We start from the raw sequence: 14,245 nt of genomic DNA on the forward strand, positions 1-14,245 counted from the left end.
GTTATGTCAGTTCTTGTCAATAAGGATTCTAAAATCATTGTGCAGGGCTTCACCGGGAAGGAAGGCTCGTTCCATGCCGGGCAGATGATCGAGTATGGCACCAACGTCGTAGGAGGCGTAACGCCGGGAAAAGGTGGTCAGGAGCACCTAGGAAAGCCGGTTTTCAATACTGTTGCCGATGCTGTTAAGGATGCAGGTGCAGACACTTCCGTTATTTTTGTACCCCCTGCCTTTGCGGGTGATGCGATCATGGAAGCAGCTGATGCCGGCATTAAGGTCATTATCTGTATTACGGAAGGTATTCCGGTACAGGATATGGTTAAGGTCAAGGCCTATATTAAGGATCGCGACTGCCGCCTTATCGGACCTAACTGTCCGGGTATCATCACACCGGGCGAAGCGAAATGCGGTATTATGCCTGGCTTTATCCACAACCCGGGGCGCATTGGTATCGTTTCCCGCTCCGGCACTCTGACGTACGAAGCCGTTGATCAGGTGACCAAAGCCGGAATGGGCCAATCTACCTGCATCGGTATCGGTGGCGACCCCATCGTAGGTACCACTACTAAGGAAGCTGTCGAATTGCTGATGAATGACCCTGACACAGATGGCATCATCATGATTGGTGAAATTGGCGGTGGCATGGAAGCTGAAGCTGCGCGCTACATCAAAGAGCACGGCACTAAGCCTGTAGTTGGTTTTATTGCCGGTCAGACAGCTCCCAAGGGCCGTACAATGGGCCATGCTGGTGCGATCATCGGCGGTGCAGAAGATACCGCAGAAGCCAAGATGAAAATCATGGAAGAATGTGGCCTGCACGTCGTGAAATCTCCTGCAACCATCGGCGAGACTATGAAAAAGGCACTGCAGGGTTAAGAGCGTGTTGGGACTTTGCTTTTGGAGCGAACGCAGCCAAATTTTGTTCTGATCAAGGCGTGATGAGGGAACATAGCCTTAGCTACATGACCGAAGAACAACGAAGAGCAGGACAAAATTTGGTAAGAGCAGCCCGAAGTGTAAAATCCCAACACGCTCTAAACCCTACGCAGTCCTGTGCATACCACCAAAGCAAAGTGCCCACTTCGCGAAAATCGTGCAGTGGGCGCTTTTTCTTTTCATCTAAACGATATGGCAGGGGGTAGTGTAGTCCGGACAATAACCTGCACCAAGCGCCCCCATCTACCAGGCACCCTACCCTGCAGCGTGCTAATAGGACAACAGTACCACAAGCGCAATTAAAGCCAGAACGATGAGGGTGACGGTGATCAGAAAGCTATTGTTGTTGCGGTACTTATTGAACAGCTTTTCAAGGGCTTCCCGCCAAACAAGCCTACTGCCCACACGCTCGTGCAGCATGACCAGGTACTCGGGGCGGCCCAGCTTTTTATTGTCTCCATGCTTGGACAGGATAAAAAATTCCGGATCCAGGAAAGCGAGGTCGTACAGTTCTGAGGGTTCTTCTTCATCTAAACTAACCATAAGCTTATTGGAACTGCTCAGGTAGCGCCACTCCCCTGCCTCTACATCGCCGTTGGTGGACCTCAGGTACTCGTTCTCTTCATTAAAAAAGTGAAGAATGGCATCGTGGAAGTTTTCATCATCCCTGAACTCCAGCCAGGGCTTATTCAGGTAGAACTTCTCTTCTCTCAGGTCTTCGCTAAGCGGGCGGACCACTTTGAGAATAGCCCGGAGGCTGTCATCCATGTTGGTATGCTCCGGGACGGGCTCACTGAGCGATTGATTAACCTTGGCTAAGTATTTATTTTCCACCGTTTTGAGGTCTTATCTTCCAAAAATACCAATACTGCGGCAGAGATGCTAATCCTGATGCTGGGTTTAACCTGCTTTGGCCTCTTCTTTTGCCCACTCACTGCGCTTACGGAAGTACTTTGGGTTGACGATTAGTAACCCAAAAGACTCTCCATCTTCCTTTTCACGCTTAGCGTGGTGGGCACCATGCGCCCGCAGGATGGCACGGGAGTACTTGCTGTCGAGCTGCCGGAACCACTTGAAACGCTGATGAATATACACATCGTGAATCAGGAAGTAAATCATACCATAAATAGATATCCCGATGCCAACAAACAACAGCCAGAAATAACCCGGCACGGCCAGGCCTACGATATAGGAAATCGCGCTTGGAATGGCAAAAACCAGGAAGAACAGGTCGTTCTTTTCAAAAAAGCCGTCCTTTTCATGGTGGGGCTTATGGTGGTCCTCATGCCAGTTCCACAGAAAGCCGTGCATAATGTACTTATGCGCAAACCAGGCCATAAACTCCATACCAATTACGGCTGCCAGGGTGATCAGTGAATAAAGGAGTACATTCATTTGTGTCCTAACGATTGAAGTTTAAAAAATCAGCAGGGCTGCAAAAAAGATGATTTGTAGGCAAAACAACGCCACTGCCACTTTGTTGCGCCGCCCGGGGTGCCAGTAAGCAAAGAGGACTTCCAGGGGCAAGGCTACCGCCAGCCAGCCGAGGTAATTTTGCAAGGGTACCACATCGCCCTCCCAGGACCAGAACCCGTAGGCCATCGCTACCGGTTCTATCATTACATCCAGCCCCACCATCATTAATGCGGCAAGGGTACCCCGAAGCCAGAAGCTGCGCTGCCCAAGCAGTGTATTGCTCAGAATGCCTGCGCAGTAGCCAAGCATGAGCCAGTTTACGCCAATCATAAGTGGTGTACCCCAAATCTTAGGCCCGAGCACACGGCCGTAGGCATAATCCCCGAATAACAGCCCGGTCTGAACACCAAACAACTCTGCCCCAAAGCCTGCCAGATAGGCAATCAGCAGGTACAAAACCGTCTTCCGTTGCCACTCACCGTGATACCAAAGCACCAGGCCTACCGAAACCAACAGATTGAGGGGCGTGAGCAGGATAAAGTCCGGATGAATGGGCAGTAAAATGCCCACAATGCCGACCAGGTATAAAACCGACAGCACCGCAATCGACAAATCTGCCGATTGCAGGCCCAAAAACTTCCAGTTAGGGGCTTCCAGAGATTTACTTGTCATTGATTGAATCTTCAATTTTCAATTGCTGCTCAGGCAGCTTCCATTACATCCTCCACAATTTTGGCAGAAAGCAGGCAGAGCGGAATACCGCCGCCAGGGTGCACGCTGCCTCCGCAAAAGTACAGATTCCTGATCCGGTTGGAAAAGTTGGCGTGCCGCATAAAGGCAGCCATACGGTTATTAGAACTCGTACCGTAGAGGGCGCCCAAATGGGAACGGGTCTTAGACTCAATGCTCCTGGGGTCCAGAATATCCTCACAAACGATCAGGGATTTCAGGTCCACGCCCAGTATACGGCCTACTTTTTGGATAACCTGCTCCCGGGCCCGGTCAATAATAGCATCCCAGTCCTGCCCACTATCGTAAGGCACATTGATCATTGTGAACCAGTTCTCGTGGCCTTCGGGGGCATCACCCGGCTCGCATTTGCTGGAAATATTAACGTAGACCGTAGGATCTTCATACACTTCTCCGGCTTCCAGCAGGGCAAACTCCTGTTTATAATCTTCGCTGAAGAAAATATTATGCAGCCCAAGCTCCTCAAAGCTATGCCGAATGCCCCAGTAAAAAATCAGGGCGGAGGTCGACTTTTGTTGCTTTAGCGTAAGCTGTGGATGCCTGGCATCCGGGAGTAACTTCTTATACGTGAAGAAGACGTCCATATTACTAATTATGCGGTCGTAGTGGTGCTGTGCTTCGCCCACCTGCAGCCCTGCCGCCCGTCCATTTTCCACCAGGATACGGTCAACCGGTTGCCCCATGTGAAAGGTCACGCCTTTGCGGACCGCCAGGTCGTAGATGGCCTGCGTAATGGCATTCATCCCTCCCCTTGGGAAATAGGCCCCTATCTTATGCTCAAAGTGCGGAATGATACTTAGCAGCCCGGGCGCTTTGTAGGGGTTGGAGCCGTTGTAGGTGGCAAAACGGTTGAATAGCTGCACCAGTTTAGGTTCCTGCAGCAAGCGCTCGTTCACCCGGTTCATGCTTGTAAACAAGTCCAGGCCGGGGATCTTCAGCATAGCCTTAAGCACTTTGGCATTGGTCCAGGTAGACAGCCGGTGAAGTGATTTTTCAAGGAAGATACGCCCGGTAAGCTCGTATTTGTAAGCACTGTCAGATAATGCAGTATGTACCCGATCCGCCGGCACGCCAAGCTTATCTTCCACCTCTTTGCCAAATGCAGTGGGGTCAGCGTAAGCATTCAGGCGGGTGCCGTCTTCCCAAAAATAGTGGCAAACGGTATCCAGCCGGTCATATTGGAAATGCTCCAGAGGGTCTTCACCTGCCAGCCGGAAGAGATCGTCCACGTACTGTGGCATAGTGAAGAGTGAAGGCCCTGCATCAAAGCGGTAGCCCTGCAGGTCAAACTGCGACAGCTTGCCTCCGGGATAGTCGTTGGCCTCGAAGACCTCTACTTCATGCCCCTGCACAGCCATCCGCACTGCACTGGCCAGTCCGGCAATACCTGCACCGATAATTCCAATACGCATATTGAATTCTTTGTTGTCGGGCGATTAACATTCACCATTCCGGAATGTTGGTAGCCCGGCGGGTTTTTAGACTTTTTGAGCGTACAGATGGGCATAGCGGGCTATGTACTTCCCGATGATGTCAAATTCCAGGTTAACACGGTCTCCTGCCTCAAGGTCCTTGAAGTTGGTATGCTCATAGGTGTAGGGGATGATAGCTACCGAAAAACGGTCCCCCACCGGCTCCACCACCGTAAGGCTCACGCCGTTAATGCAAACGGAACCTTTATCTACCAGCAGGTGCTCTTCCGTAGGCTGATACTTGAAGCGATAGTACCAACTGCCGTCCCGGGTTTCCACTTCCGTACAAACAGCCGTGGCATCCACGTGCCCCTGCACCATGTGGCCATCGAGGCGGGCATCTGCTTTCATTGCCCGCTCCAGATTGACCAGGCTGCCTACAGACCAGTCGCCAAGGTTGGTCCGCTTCAGGGTTTCTTCGATTGCAGTGACGGTGTGGGTGCCTTCGTCCAACTTTACCACTGTAAGGCAGGTGCCATTGTGCGCTACACTCTGATCAACCTTTAGGGCACCAGAGATCGGGCTGGCAATGGTAAAATGTACGTTTGTACCTTCCTGCTTAATTTCCCGTACTTCTCCTGAGGCTTCGATTATTCCTGTGAACATATCAATTGTATTGGTCTTCTTTTGTGAAAAACAGCCCCCCTCCTATTTAGTTGTCTGGTCCATGCCCGCGTATTTTGTAACTTTAAGCTACCTTCGCGTTATACAGTTAATTACGCCCTTACGTAATTTGGAACATCATTATGGAAGACATCAACCTGGAACAATGGCTGGAAACAGCTACGGACTACCTGGCTTCTACCGGACCTATGGAATGGGGTATCGGAGGAGGTGGGCTTATCATCTTCATTCTGCTGATCTCCCTGTCCGGCGGCCGGCGGCGCAGGAAGCGTAAAGCCAAGGCCATAGCGCCCAACCTGACCATCAGTGCGTTCCAGCTCTCGCCTATGGGCAGAGATGCTTACTTCAAGGTGCATAACCACGGGCAGCTTGCCCGGCTGAGCATGCTGTCCATTAAAGGAAAGGGGCACATACAGGTCAAGAATAACATCGCCGGGCATGAAATCAACACTGGTGACTCCTATCGCATCCTGCTGGAAGCTACCGGCCAGAAAAAGATCAATAAAGATTTTATCGTAGAGCTTACCTACCTTGATCAGCTCGGTAATGTCTACCGGCAGGACTTTCCGATCGCCAAACAAGTTGCAGAGCAACCTAAGCTGATTAAATTTGCCTGATTGCATCCTGAACTCTGGGCAGCAATACGGTGTTCCCCGTCCTGTTACTGTATTTTCATTAAATCAAAATGCACTTTTGCCCCTTCCTCATGAAAGTAGATATACTAGCCATCGGCGTACACCCTGATGATGTAGAACTGAGCTGTAGCGGCACCCTGCTGCGGCATATGGATCAGGGTAAAACAGTGGGCCTGCTCGACCTCACACGTGGGGAACTGGGCACCCGGGGCACTGCTGAAATCAGAGATCAGGAAGCGGCAGATGCGGCGGAATTGCTGGGCGCCTCGTTTAGAAAAAACCTGGAAATGGAAGACGGGTTCTTTGCCTATAACCCGGAAAACATAAAAAAAATCATCGCCATCATCCGGGAACATCAGCCGGAAATAGTCCTCTGTAATGCGGTAGACGACCGGCACCCCGATCATGGCCGGGCAGCAAAGCTTACCGCTGATGCATGCTTCTACTCAGGCCTGGTGAAAATACCGACCTATGACGCAGAGGGCAACCTGCACGAACGGTGGCGGCCGAAGGCAGTATACCACTACATACAGGATTTTAACTTAAAACCAGATTTTGTAGTAGATATTTCGGAGTATATGGAGCGAAAGCTGGATTTGGTAAAGGCATTCCGCTCGCAGTTTTATGTTCCTGATGCTAAAGAATATGAACAGGAACTAAGTTCCCCAATTTCCTCCAAAAGCTTTATGGATTTCCTGAAAGCCAAGGCCGCTACTTACGGCCGCCCTGCGGGATTTGATTTTGGAGAAGGGTTCACGGTGCCCCGTACTCCAGGTATTCAGGACTTGTTTCAACTGTCGTAAGCAGTGCCGCCCTGAGCATTTTTGGGAAAAGAAAAGTAGAAAGTAGCGCCTTTTCCTTCCTGCCCTTCGCCCCAAAAGCGGCCGCCGTGCAGCTCTACCACTTGCTTTACAATGGCCAGTCCGATACCCGTACCTTCAAACTCATGAGCAGAATGCAACCGTTTGAAAGGCCGCCCAAGTTCACTGGCGAACTGCTGAGGAAACCCCGCGCCGTTATCTTTGATGTATATAATTTTTTCGCCCCGATCCTGAAAAGCCCCCACTTCAATTTTAGGAAGCTCCGTTTTTTCGGAGTACTTCACCGCATTGGAAAGTAAGTTATGGAAAACATGCCACACCAGCCCCTCGTCGCCAGCCACCTTCCCCAATAGGCCTTTTTGGAATTCAACTTTCCGGTCGGTAACAATATCTTCTCCAAGCTCTTTCCAAACCTTATCAGACATTTCATCTAAATCAACTATTTTCGGCTCAAGGTCTGACTTACCTATTTTATTCAGTAGTGTAAGCCCCTCAATAATCTCCTGGATCTTGTCATGATTTTGCTTAATCATTCCAAATAAGTCGGCTACTTCTTCCTTTTCCCGGAGGGGCAACCTCCGCTCCACCAACTGCGTAAATGACTGTGCACGGCGGAGCGCGCCCTTCAGGTCGTGGGTGATTGCAAAATTAAAGCCGACCAGGTTGGCGTTAACGTCTTCCAGCTCTTCCCGCTGCCTGGCAATACGGGCTTCTTTTTCTTCAAGGGTATACAAGTAGGTAGCTTTCTCTTTTTCCTGCCGGTGCTGGCCACGGAGTACAAAAATAGAGAATACCGCCAGTATCAAGATGGAAGCAGCCCATCCCATACTTTTGATTTCACCCATAAAAATACCAATGATAAACACCACTGTTAAAATGCCGGTAGCCCACATCACAATAGGGCGTGCCCCCTGAGCTACCAGGGTATTAATGGCTAACATCGTTAGTGTCCCCGTTGTCACGGCAAAGTATTCTGTCACCCCGTACATGGAGCTGGTAAATACCAAACCCGAGATGCCCAGCATCATTATAAGGTAAGCCGTTAACGTGATACCGTGAAAAGTATTTATTTGACGGGGAGAAGGCTTGAAGACCAGGCTAATGAGGAAAAAAACTGCGGCTGCTGCACCGATACCGCGCCAAAGGAGGGTACCTTCCAAGCCCAGTTCGGTCCGGTCTGTGTAATAAAAAAAAGGGAGAATCATGAATGCCAGTACAGCTGTTACCAAACCATACCAACGGGAACGTTTAGCTTGTTCACTCAGAAACCTCGATTGATGAGCTTGGTTCATTTTTGTGCTGGGCTTTGGATAGACTCTATTCTAAGGGCGGAAATCATTGTGCAGGCTTTTGCCTTCCAGCTTCTGCACATAGTGATATTCTCCCAATCTAAACTTTACTGGAAACTGAACGACCTGCTCTAAGCGGTACTCCCACTTGCAAATCACCCCCAGGTGTTTATATGCATGTGCAGGATCTGTTCTAATAATCGATTGTTGGTACGGCAGCTTTTTTTTAGTAGGCAAAGATAGTGGTGTAGCCAACCAATAACTTAGGGGGAGGATCGCATAGCCAAATGCAATAATATCCCCTTCTTCAGCCGTAAGCTGTAGCCCCATAGGACTGCTTTGTGCCTTTAAACTGAGGTTCTGAGCAGTAGCCGGACAGGTACTCAAAGCTACTGACAAAGTAAATATAGAACAAAATTTCCATATAATCCCTACCTGCTTCCTCCTAATTTCGTGTCCCGGCATACAATTCATATTTTACAAACCGGCATTCCAAAGCTCCATTAAACATAGGTATTTTCTGGGTAGACTTTAGGCCCAACCGCTTAAATCCATCTATACTGGAAGATATAATCCAGGCATCAAAACCCGTAAAGCGCTGTTTGAGCTGATCGCCGATCATCTCGTAAAAGGCACCAATATCATCTTCTGACAAGCGCTCATCGTAGGGCGGGTTCATTAAAATCATTCCTGCTTCCACTTCCGGCTCCAGTTTTTCAAATTTCTTCCGCTGTACAGTGATGGTGTCTTCCAGACCGGCAGCCATTGCATTTTGCTCAGTAAGCCGCATTGCTTTGAAGTCTTTATCAGAACCCAAAATAGGCACCGGCGATTTGCGGACACGCTGTTTAGCCTCTTCCAGGATTTGCGCCCACAGGGCTTCATCAAAGTCAGGCCAGCGTTTGAAACCAAAGTGCTCCCGGTTGAGCTGCGGAGCCCGCTGTGTGGCAATCAGCCCGGCTTCAATAACCAACGTGCCCGAACCGCACATGGGGTCCAGCAATGGACGGTCCGCCTTCCAGCCTGAGAGCAGCACCATGCCTGCTGCCAGCACCTCATTTATTGGCGCCTCTACTGAAGACAGGCGATAACCTCGTTTGTGCAGGGAATCATCAGAACTGTCCAGCGCTATGGTACATTCATCGTTGAAAATGTGCACATTGACCCTAAGCCGGGGCGCATAAACATTGACATTGGGGCGGCGCCCGGTCGCTTCACGAAACTGATCGACAATGGCGTCCTTAGTCTTTAGGGCGACATATTTAGAATGGGTAAAGAGCCTGGAGTTGGTGACTCCGTCTACAGCCAGGGTGTCATTGACCTTCATATACCGGCTCCAGTCTACCTTACGCACCAGGCGGTACAATTCATCTTCTGTTCTGACTTTGCCTTGGTGTACGGGCAGTAAAATACGTAGTGCGGTACGCAGCTCCAGGTTAGCCCGGTACATCAGCGCTTTATCGCCTTCGAAGGCGACAGCACGGTTGAGGGGTTCTATACCCTGTGCACCCAGTTCTTCCAATTCCTGAGCAAGGACCGGCTCCAAACCGGCAAGTGTTTTTGCAATCAATCGCATATTGGCGGTTCGTTCTGATTTCTCAATAGCTCGCGCAAAGATATTTAACGCCAGCCTGCACCGGAAAGGTAGGAACTTTTGCGCAATCTTACCTCGGAAGGTGCTCCAGCCGAATCATCAGGTGGCCGAGCCCACGCCGGTAAAGCCAGGTCGTGTGGAAGTCACTAATTGGGGCGTACATTTCTATATCTACCCGGGATTTCACGGACGGATAGGCTTCCAGGTCCTCCAGCAGTCGATGTACCAAAGCATACCTCACACTCAGGGCACTGTGGTCTACTGCCAGGATCAGCCGCAGGTCCTGCTCCGTTTCCAGAAGGCTTAACAAATGATCCAGCAGGTTAGCATCTATGGTCAGCCGGGGCGTGATTAGATCTGGCCCGAGTTTGCGCATTACATCCTCCAGCTTGTTTCCGGCTGATGTGCTTTCTGAACCTTCTGCTGAAGCGCTGCTAAACGAACCCGATAATGTGCTTACAGGTTCCAACCCGGATGCCCCGGCGGGTGGACTGTAGCGTTGGCTTGGTATTTTCGCGCCATGACGGTGGGAAGGCGGCCCGGTTGCCCCGTTAGTTTGGGCAGTAAGCCATAAAGGCCAACAAAAGAAAAGCAGGTAGAGGTATCTCATAAGCAGCAGTGGTCAAAGTGTGATTTGGGTGTACACTCAAAATACAATTTTTTATAATACCTCGCACTACTTTTCGTATTGGTACAAATCATCTTCCGGATCGGCTATGTCACAGGGCACAATTGGGGAGCAGTGGTCGACCATTAGGTTACCGTTGTAAGGAGAAATCTCATCACCTCCGTAGTAGTAGTACGCTTCCAAATAAATGTAATCGTAGGTATCAGAGGGTTCCAGCAGCAATTTATACTCTTCCCATGCTTCGTGGTCTACAGGTTCCGTTTCATTGAGCAGTTCCATCCCTTTGCCTTTGGTTTTACCGCCCCAAACCCGGAGTACGCAGGGTTTGTTAAAATTCGCTTTTAGTTTGGTAATCCGGCTAATACTTATGTATTCCGGCGACCGCATGAGCGCAACGGACCATAGATAACAGGTGTATGCACGTAGCGGATGTTCCAATCGCTGACCAACGCACTCCCATGTTTCATTATCACGAACGACCATTCCTACATAGGTCTGCCCATCTGTTGCCGGCGCCGTGACTCCAAAAGAACCATTGGGTTGTGTATCCGCAGGAGACTCCCCTTTAAAGCCCTCATTATTCCAATGTATAGGGACATGACTATGCCTTGGAAAGTCTTCAAAAGACGGATTCTCCAAATGAATGATCTCCTGGGCAGTAAGGAAAGCGCAATGACCAAGGAAAGCCAGAAATAAGAGCGTAAAACGTTGCATCATCTATTGATTTAGGGCAAAGAGCAGATGCACGAAGATAAGCATTTTGCTACATGGCACACTTGCCCAGCCCCACGAAAATAGCAATCCATACCAGCCCCTTGATCAGGAAGAATAAAAAGCCGGCTACACCTAATCTTTTCAGCCACAGTTTTAACCGATTCTCGCGCTCCATTTTGTGCTTTGTTCGTTTTAGGCTAAGAACATTCAAAGCAGGTTTTGGTTTGGCGGACCAGCTGATCGGCCACCTTAGGTTTGCAGCACACCGGGGTTGAAGCGATCCACTTCCGCATTACTCGCTGCCTCAATACCCATGGAAATCACCTTTCGGGTTTCCAGCGGGTCAATAATGGCATCCACCCACAGCCGGGCAGCCGCGTAGTAGGGCGTAGTCTGTTCGTCGTAGCTCGCCTGTATGCGGTTGAGCAATTCCTCCTGCTCCTGTGTGCTGGGCGCTTCGCCCTTTGCCTTCATAGAGGCCACTTGTATTTGCATGAGCACCTTGGCCGCCTGAGAGCCCCCCATCACGGCAATCTTGGCACTGGGCCAGGCTACGATGAGGCGCGGATCATAGGCTTTGCCGCACATCGCGTAATTACCGGCACCATAGGAATTGCCCATGACGATACTGAACTTTGGTACAGTAGAATTGGAAACGGCATTGACCATCTTGGCGCCATCCTTAATGATGCCGCCGTGCTCCGACCGTGTGCCTACCATAAAGCCAGTCACATCGTGCAGGAAGACAAGCGGTATCTTTTTCTGGTTGCAGTTCATGATGAAACGGGCGGCCTTATCGGCAGAGTCAGAATAGATAACCCCTCCAAATTGCATCTCCCCTTTCTTGTTTTTGACCACTTCCCGGTTGTTCGCCACAATACCAACTGACCAGCCGTCAATGCGGGCGTAGGCGCAGATGATGGTCTTCCCATAGCCGTTTTTGTAGTATGTCAGCTTGGAATCGTCGACCAGGCGCTTGAGGATTTCTGTGGTTTTGTAGGGCTTGGCGTTGCCTTCCGGGAACAAACTGTAAATTTCTTCCGGGTCAGCTTTGGGCGGTTGAGGTTCTGCCCGGTCGAAGCCCGCCTTGGGGAAGTGCCCGATTTTGTCTACCAGGTCGCGGATGGTTTCCAGGCAAGTTTCGTCATCTGGCATTTTGTAGTCAGTTACGCCGGAAATTTCGCTTTGGGTGGTTGCTCCGCCCAGGGTTTCCTGATCGACCTCTTCACCAATAGCCGCTTTGACGAGGTAAGGCCCTGCCAAAAAGATGGACCCTGTACCTTCCACGATAAGTGCCTCGTCGGACATAATAGGCAGATAAGCCCCACCTGCCACGCAGCTACCCATGATTGCCGCTATTTGCGGAATGCCCATGCTGGACATGCGCGCGTTATTGCGAAAGATACGCCCGAAGTGTTCCTTGTCCGGGAAAATCTCGTCCTGCATTGGCAGGTATACCCCGGCGCTGTCTACCAGATAAATAATCGGCAGGCGGTTCTCCATGGCGATTTCCTGAGCTCGCAGGTTTTTCTTGCCGGTAATCGGAAACCAGGCACCAGCTTTAACCGTGGCATCATTAGCGACAATCACGCATTGCCGCCCGCTCACATAGCCTATGCCCACGACCACCCCGCCCGCCGGGCAACCGCCGTGTTCCTTGTACATCTCGTATCCGGCGAAAGCGCCGATTTCCAGAAAGTCGCGGTCTTTGTCGATGAGCCGCTCAATACGTTCCCGGGCGGTCATTTTGCCTTTCTTGTGCAGCTTCTCAATTTTTCGCTCTCCGCCGCCCTTATAGATTTTTTCCAGGCGGTGCTGCATACGGGAGAGCAGCAGTTTCATTGCGTCTTCGTTTTTACTTTTCTCAATGTCGATTTTGGCCATATTTGGTTAGTGGTTTTTCTTATCAATCCAGTGGAAAGGCGTAGTAGTATTCCCCGGAGTAGCCTTCGTAGATGCCTTCCAGCATGATTTTGCCGGAAGCGCGCTCCAGGTAGTTGACCAGGTCTTCCACCTCGTCTACCGGGCGGTTGTCTATCTTAGTAATGACGAAGCCGGGGTCCATATTAGTGCGTTCCACCCGGCTGCCCCGGTAGATGCTGATCACCTTCACGCCGTCTACATCGAGGCGGCGCTGTTCTTCCCGGGTCAGCTCCCGGAGTTCGAAGCCCAGGTCGAGTAAAATGTCTTCATTTTTGGCGGTCACCAACGCAGTGCTGTTACTCTTATTCTTGAGAATGACTTCTACATCCTGCCGGTTGCCGTCACGAATGATCTCAATTTTTATGGCGTTGCCCGGGCGATAGCGCCCCAGCTGCTCCTGCATTTCGGGCAGGGTTTTGGTTTTTACACCGTTAATGCCAATAATGACATCTCCCTTTGTCAGCCCCGCATCGTCTGCGCCACTATCGGGCGTCACGCGGTTGATGTACACGCCTTCCACCGCATCAAGATTGAGGCGTTTGGCCATCTCGTTGGTCATTTCGTCAATAAACACACCAAGGATGCCCCGCTGCACCACGCCGTAGTCCCGAAGGTCGCGTACTACCTTGCGTACCAAATTGATGGGTACAGCAAAGGAATACCCCTCATACCGACCGGAGCGGGTGATAATGGCCGTGTTGATGCCAATCAGTTCGCCGTTGGTGTTCACCAGGGCACCGCCGCTATTGCCCGGATTGACGGCAGCATCGGTTTGGATAAAGGACTCAATCCGGTCCTGCCCTTCCAAAATGTCAATACTACGCCCCTTGGCGCTCACGATGCCGGAAGTCACTGTAGATTCGAGGTTGAAAGGGTTACCAATGGCCAGCACCCACTCCCCTACCCTCAGGGAATCCGAATTGCCAAATTCGAGCGAAGGGAGGTCCTTTGCATTGACCTTGATTAGGGCTAGATCGGTGGAAGGGTCCGTACCGATCAGTTCGGCACGGTACTCGCGTTTATCGTTGAGGGTCACTTCGATTTCATCGCTATCCTCAATAACATGGTTGTTGGTAACAATATAGCCATCATCGGAAATGATCACACCAGAGCCGGAAGCAGAGCCTACAGAAGCACTTCCCCAAAGGTCGAATCCTCCTCCGCCCTGTATCGTTTTGATATTGACCACAGCCGGGATCACCGCCTCTGCCGCACTTGAGAAGTCTGTAGGCGAAGCAGAAAGGAACAAACGCTGCTTGCTCACATCCATCTGATCGAAATTGGTATAGCGGGCAGCAACGGTCTCCCGGATAATGACTTCTTTAGGAGGGTCAATGTATCTGTAGGCCAGAATGGCCAGCACTGCACTAAGCAGGGAGCTGATGGCAATGAGAAGGTACTGCTTCATAGGGATTCAAAAGTTGTAAGTGCTGATTCCTGTAA

At 50.7% G+C, this 14,245-nt stretch carries 16 protein-coding genes; 3 read left to right on the forward strand and 13 right to left on the reverse strand.

Features of this window, described 5'->3' with window-relative positions:
- The first annotated feature begins 3 nt into the window (after nt 1-3).
- A complete protein-coding gene (sucD, locus tag ACO08I_RS11180) occupies nt 4-876 on the forward strand; it encodes a succinate--CoA ligase subunit alpha (protein ID WP_282780568.1) in 873 nt (290 codons plus the stop codon).
- A gap of 330 nt (nt 877-1,206) precedes the next feature.
- Here sucD and ACO08I_RS11185 read toward each other — a convergent pair whose 3' ends face one another.
- The 5 genes from ACO08I_RS11185 to ACO08I_RS11205 form a co-directional block, all read right to left on the reverse strand.
- Nucleotides 1,207-1,770: a hypothetical protein gene (locus tag ACO08I_RS11185; protein ID WP_421949342.1), complete on the reverse strand. Its 564-nt coding sequence runs from the start codon at nt 1,768-1,770 to the stop codon at nt 1,207-1,209.
- Nucleotides 1,771-1,836: 66 nt separating this feature from the next.
- Nucleotides 1,837-2,331, reverse strand: a complete 495-nt coding sequence (locus ACO08I_RS11190) for a sterol desaturase family protein (protein WP_282780572.1) — start codon at nt 2,329-2,331, stop codon at nt 1,837-1,839.
- A 21-nt stretch (nt 2,332-2,352) separates the two neighbouring features.
- A complete protein-coding gene (locus ACO08I_RS11195) occupies nt 2,353-3,024 on the reverse strand; it encodes a carotenoid biosynthesis protein (protein ID WP_282780574.1) in 672 nt (223 codons plus the stop codon).
- Between the two features lie 29 nt (nt 3,025-3,053).
- Complete coding sequence (crtD, locus tag ACO08I_RS11200) at nt 3,054-4,514, reverse strand: 1-hydroxycarotenoid 3,4-desaturase CrtD (RefSeq protein ID WP_421949343.1); 1,461 nt, start codon at nt 4,512-4,514, stop codon at nt 3,054-3,056.
- A gap of 66 nt (nt 4,515-4,580) precedes the next feature.
- Complete coding sequence (locus ACO08I_RS11205; RefSeq protein WP_044221441.1) at nt 4,581-5,180, reverse strand: riboflavin synthase; 600 nt, start codon at nt 5,178-5,180, stop codon at nt 4,581-4,583.
- Between the two features lie 140 nt (nt 5,181-5,320).
- On the opposite strand from ACO08I_RS11205, the gene ACO08I_RS11210 reads away from it, so the two are divergent.
- On the forward strand, nt 5,321-5,815 hold the full coding sequence (locus ACO08I_RS11210; protein WP_044221439.1) for a hypothetical protein: 495 nt from the start codon (nt 5,321-5,323) through the stop codon (nt 5,813-5,815).
- An 89-nt stretch (nt 5,816-5,904) separates the two neighbouring features.
- On the forward strand, nt 5,905-6,636 hold the full coding sequence (gene bshB1 / locus ACO08I_RS11215) for a bacillithiol biosynthesis deacetylase BshB1 (protein ID WP_421949717.1): 732 nt from the start codon (nt 5,905-5,907) through the stop codon (nt 6,634-6,636).
- Here the strand turns inward: bshB1 and ACO08I_RS11220 are convergent.
- The 8 genes from ACO08I_RS11220 to ACO08I_RS11255 all read right to left on the reverse strand — a co-directional run bounded on the left by ACO08I_RS11220 (nt 6,624) and on the right by ACO08I_RS11255 (nt 14,210).
- Nucleotides 6,624-7,946 carry a sensor histidine kinase gene (locus ACO08I_RS11220; RefSeq protein WP_282780579.1) on the reverse strand — a complete coding sequence of 441 codons (1,323 nt, stop codon included), beginning with the start codon at nt 7,944-7,946 and terminating at the stop codon, nt 6,624-6,626. The genes bshB1 and ACO08I_RS11220 overlap by 13 nt on opposite strands.
- A 30-nt stretch (nt 7,947-7,976) precedes the next feature.
- Complete coding sequence (locus tag ACO08I_RS11225; protein WP_282780581.1) at nt 7,977-8,408, reverse strand: hypothetical protein; 432 nt, start codon at nt 8,406-8,408, stop codon at nt 7,977-7,979.
- Nucleotides 8,389-9,519, reverse strand: coding sequence for a THUMP domain-containing class I SAM-dependent RNA methyltransferase (locus ACO08I_RS11230; protein WP_421949344.1), 1,131 nt, complete (start codon nt 9,517-9,519; stop codon nt 8,389-8,391). Before ACO08I_RS11230 ends, ACO08I_RS11225 begins: the two co-directional genes overlap by 20 nt.
- Before the next feature lie 88 nt (nt 9,520-9,607).
- Nucleotides 9,608-10,147, reverse strand: coding sequence for a hypothetical protein (locus ACO08I_RS11235; RefSeq protein WP_421949345.1), 540 nt, complete (start codon nt 10,145-10,147; stop codon nt 9,608-9,610).
- 66 nt (nt 10,148-10,213) lie between these two features.
- Nucleotides 10,214-10,882, reverse strand: a complete 669-nt coding sequence (locus tag ACO08I_RS11240) for a hypothetical protein (RefSeq protein ID WP_282780586.1) — start codon at nt 10,880-10,882, stop codon at nt 10,214-10,216.
- A gap of 46 nt (nt 10,883-10,928) precedes the next feature.
- Nucleotides 10,929-11,054: a hypothetical protein gene (locus ACO08I_RS11245; protein ID WP_282780588.1), complete on the reverse strand. Its 126-nt coding sequence runs from the start codon at nt 11,052-11,054 to the stop codon at nt 10,929-10,931.
- Between the two features lie 74 nt (nt 11,055-11,128).
- Nucleotides 11,129-12,754 (reverse strand): acyl-CoA carboxylase subunit beta, encoded by a 1,626-nt coding sequence (locus ACO08I_RS11250; RefSeq protein WP_345894641.1) that lies wholly within the window; start codon nt 12,752-12,754, stop codon nt 11,129-11,131.
- A 31-nt stretch (nt 12,755-12,785) separates the two neighbouring features.
- Nucleotides 12,786-14,210, reverse strand: a complete 1,425-nt coding sequence (locus ACO08I_RS11255; protein WP_282780591.1) for a Do family serine endopeptidase — start codon at nt 14,208-14,210, stop codon at nt 12,786-12,788.
- Nucleotides 14,211-14,245 lie beyond the last annotated feature (35 nt).

This window comes from Phaeodactylibacter xiamenensis (assembly GCF_965229835.1).
Taxonomy (GTDB): Bacteria; Bacteroidota; Bacteroidia; order Chitinophagales; family Saprospiraceae; genus Phaeodactylibacter; species Phaeodactylibacter xiamenensis.

What these genes read in the sequence shown, in the direction of transcription:
- sucD (WP_282780568.1), top strand. Translation starts at nt 4, where the DNA reads ATGTCAGTTCTTGTCAATAAGGATTCTAAAATCATTGTGCAGGGCTTC.
- ACO08I_RS11190 (WP_282780572.1), bottom strand. Translation starts at nt 2,331, where the DNA reads ATGAATGTACTCCTTTATTCACTGATCACCCTGGCAGCCGTAATTGGT.
- ACO08I_RS11195 (WP_282780574.1), bottom strand. Translation starts at nt 3,024, where the DNA reads ATGACAAGTAAATCTCTGGAAGCCCCTAACTGGAAGTTTTTGGGCCTG.
- crtD (WP_421949343.1), bottom strand. Translation starts at nt 4,514, where the DNA reads ATGCGTATTGGAATTATCGGTGCAGGTATTGCCGGACTGGCCAGTGCA.
- ACO08I_RS11205 (WP_044221441.1), bottom strand. Translation starts at nt 5,180, where the DNA reads ATGTTCACAGGAATAATCGAAGCCTCAGGAGAAGTACGGGAAATTAAG.
- ACO08I_RS11210 (WP_044221439.1), top strand. Translation starts at nt 5,321, where the DNA reads ATGGAAGACATCAACCTGGAACAATGGCTGGAAACAGCTACGGACTAC.
- bshB1 (WP_421949717.1), top strand. Translation starts at nt 5,905, where the DNA reads ATGAAAGTAGATATACTAGCCATCGGCGTACACCCTGATGATGTAGAA.
- ACO08I_RS11220 (WP_282780579.1), bottom strand. Translation starts at nt 7,946, where the DNA reads ATGAACCAAGCTCATCAATCGAGGTTTCTGAGTGAACAAGCTAAACGT.
- ACO08I_RS11225 (WP_282780581.1), bottom strand. Translation starts at nt 8,408, where the DNA reads ATGCCGGGACACGAAATTAGGAGGAAGCAGGTAGGGATTATATGGAAA.
- ACO08I_RS11230 (WP_421949344.1), bottom strand. Translation starts at nt 9,519, where the DNA reads ATGCGATTGATTGCAAAAACACTTGCCGGTTTGGAGCCGGTCCTTGCT.
- ACO08I_RS11235 (WP_421949345.1), bottom strand. Translation starts at nt 10,147, where the DNA reads ATGAGATACCTCTACCTGCTTTTCTTTTGTTGGCCTTTATGGCTTACT.
- ACO08I_RS11240 (WP_282780586.1), bottom strand. Translation starts at nt 10,882, where the DNA reads ATGATGCAACGTTTTACGCTCTTATTTCTGGCTTTCCTTGGTCATTGC.
- ACO08I_RS11245 (WP_282780588.1), bottom strand. Translation starts at nt 11,054, where the DNA reads ATGGAGCGCGAGAATCGGTTAAAACTGTGGCTGAAAAGATTAGGTGTA.
- ACO08I_RS11255 (WP_282780591.1), bottom strand. Translation starts at nt 14,210, where the DNA reads ATGAAGCAGTACCTTCTCATTGCCATCAGCTCCCTGCTTAGTGCAGTG.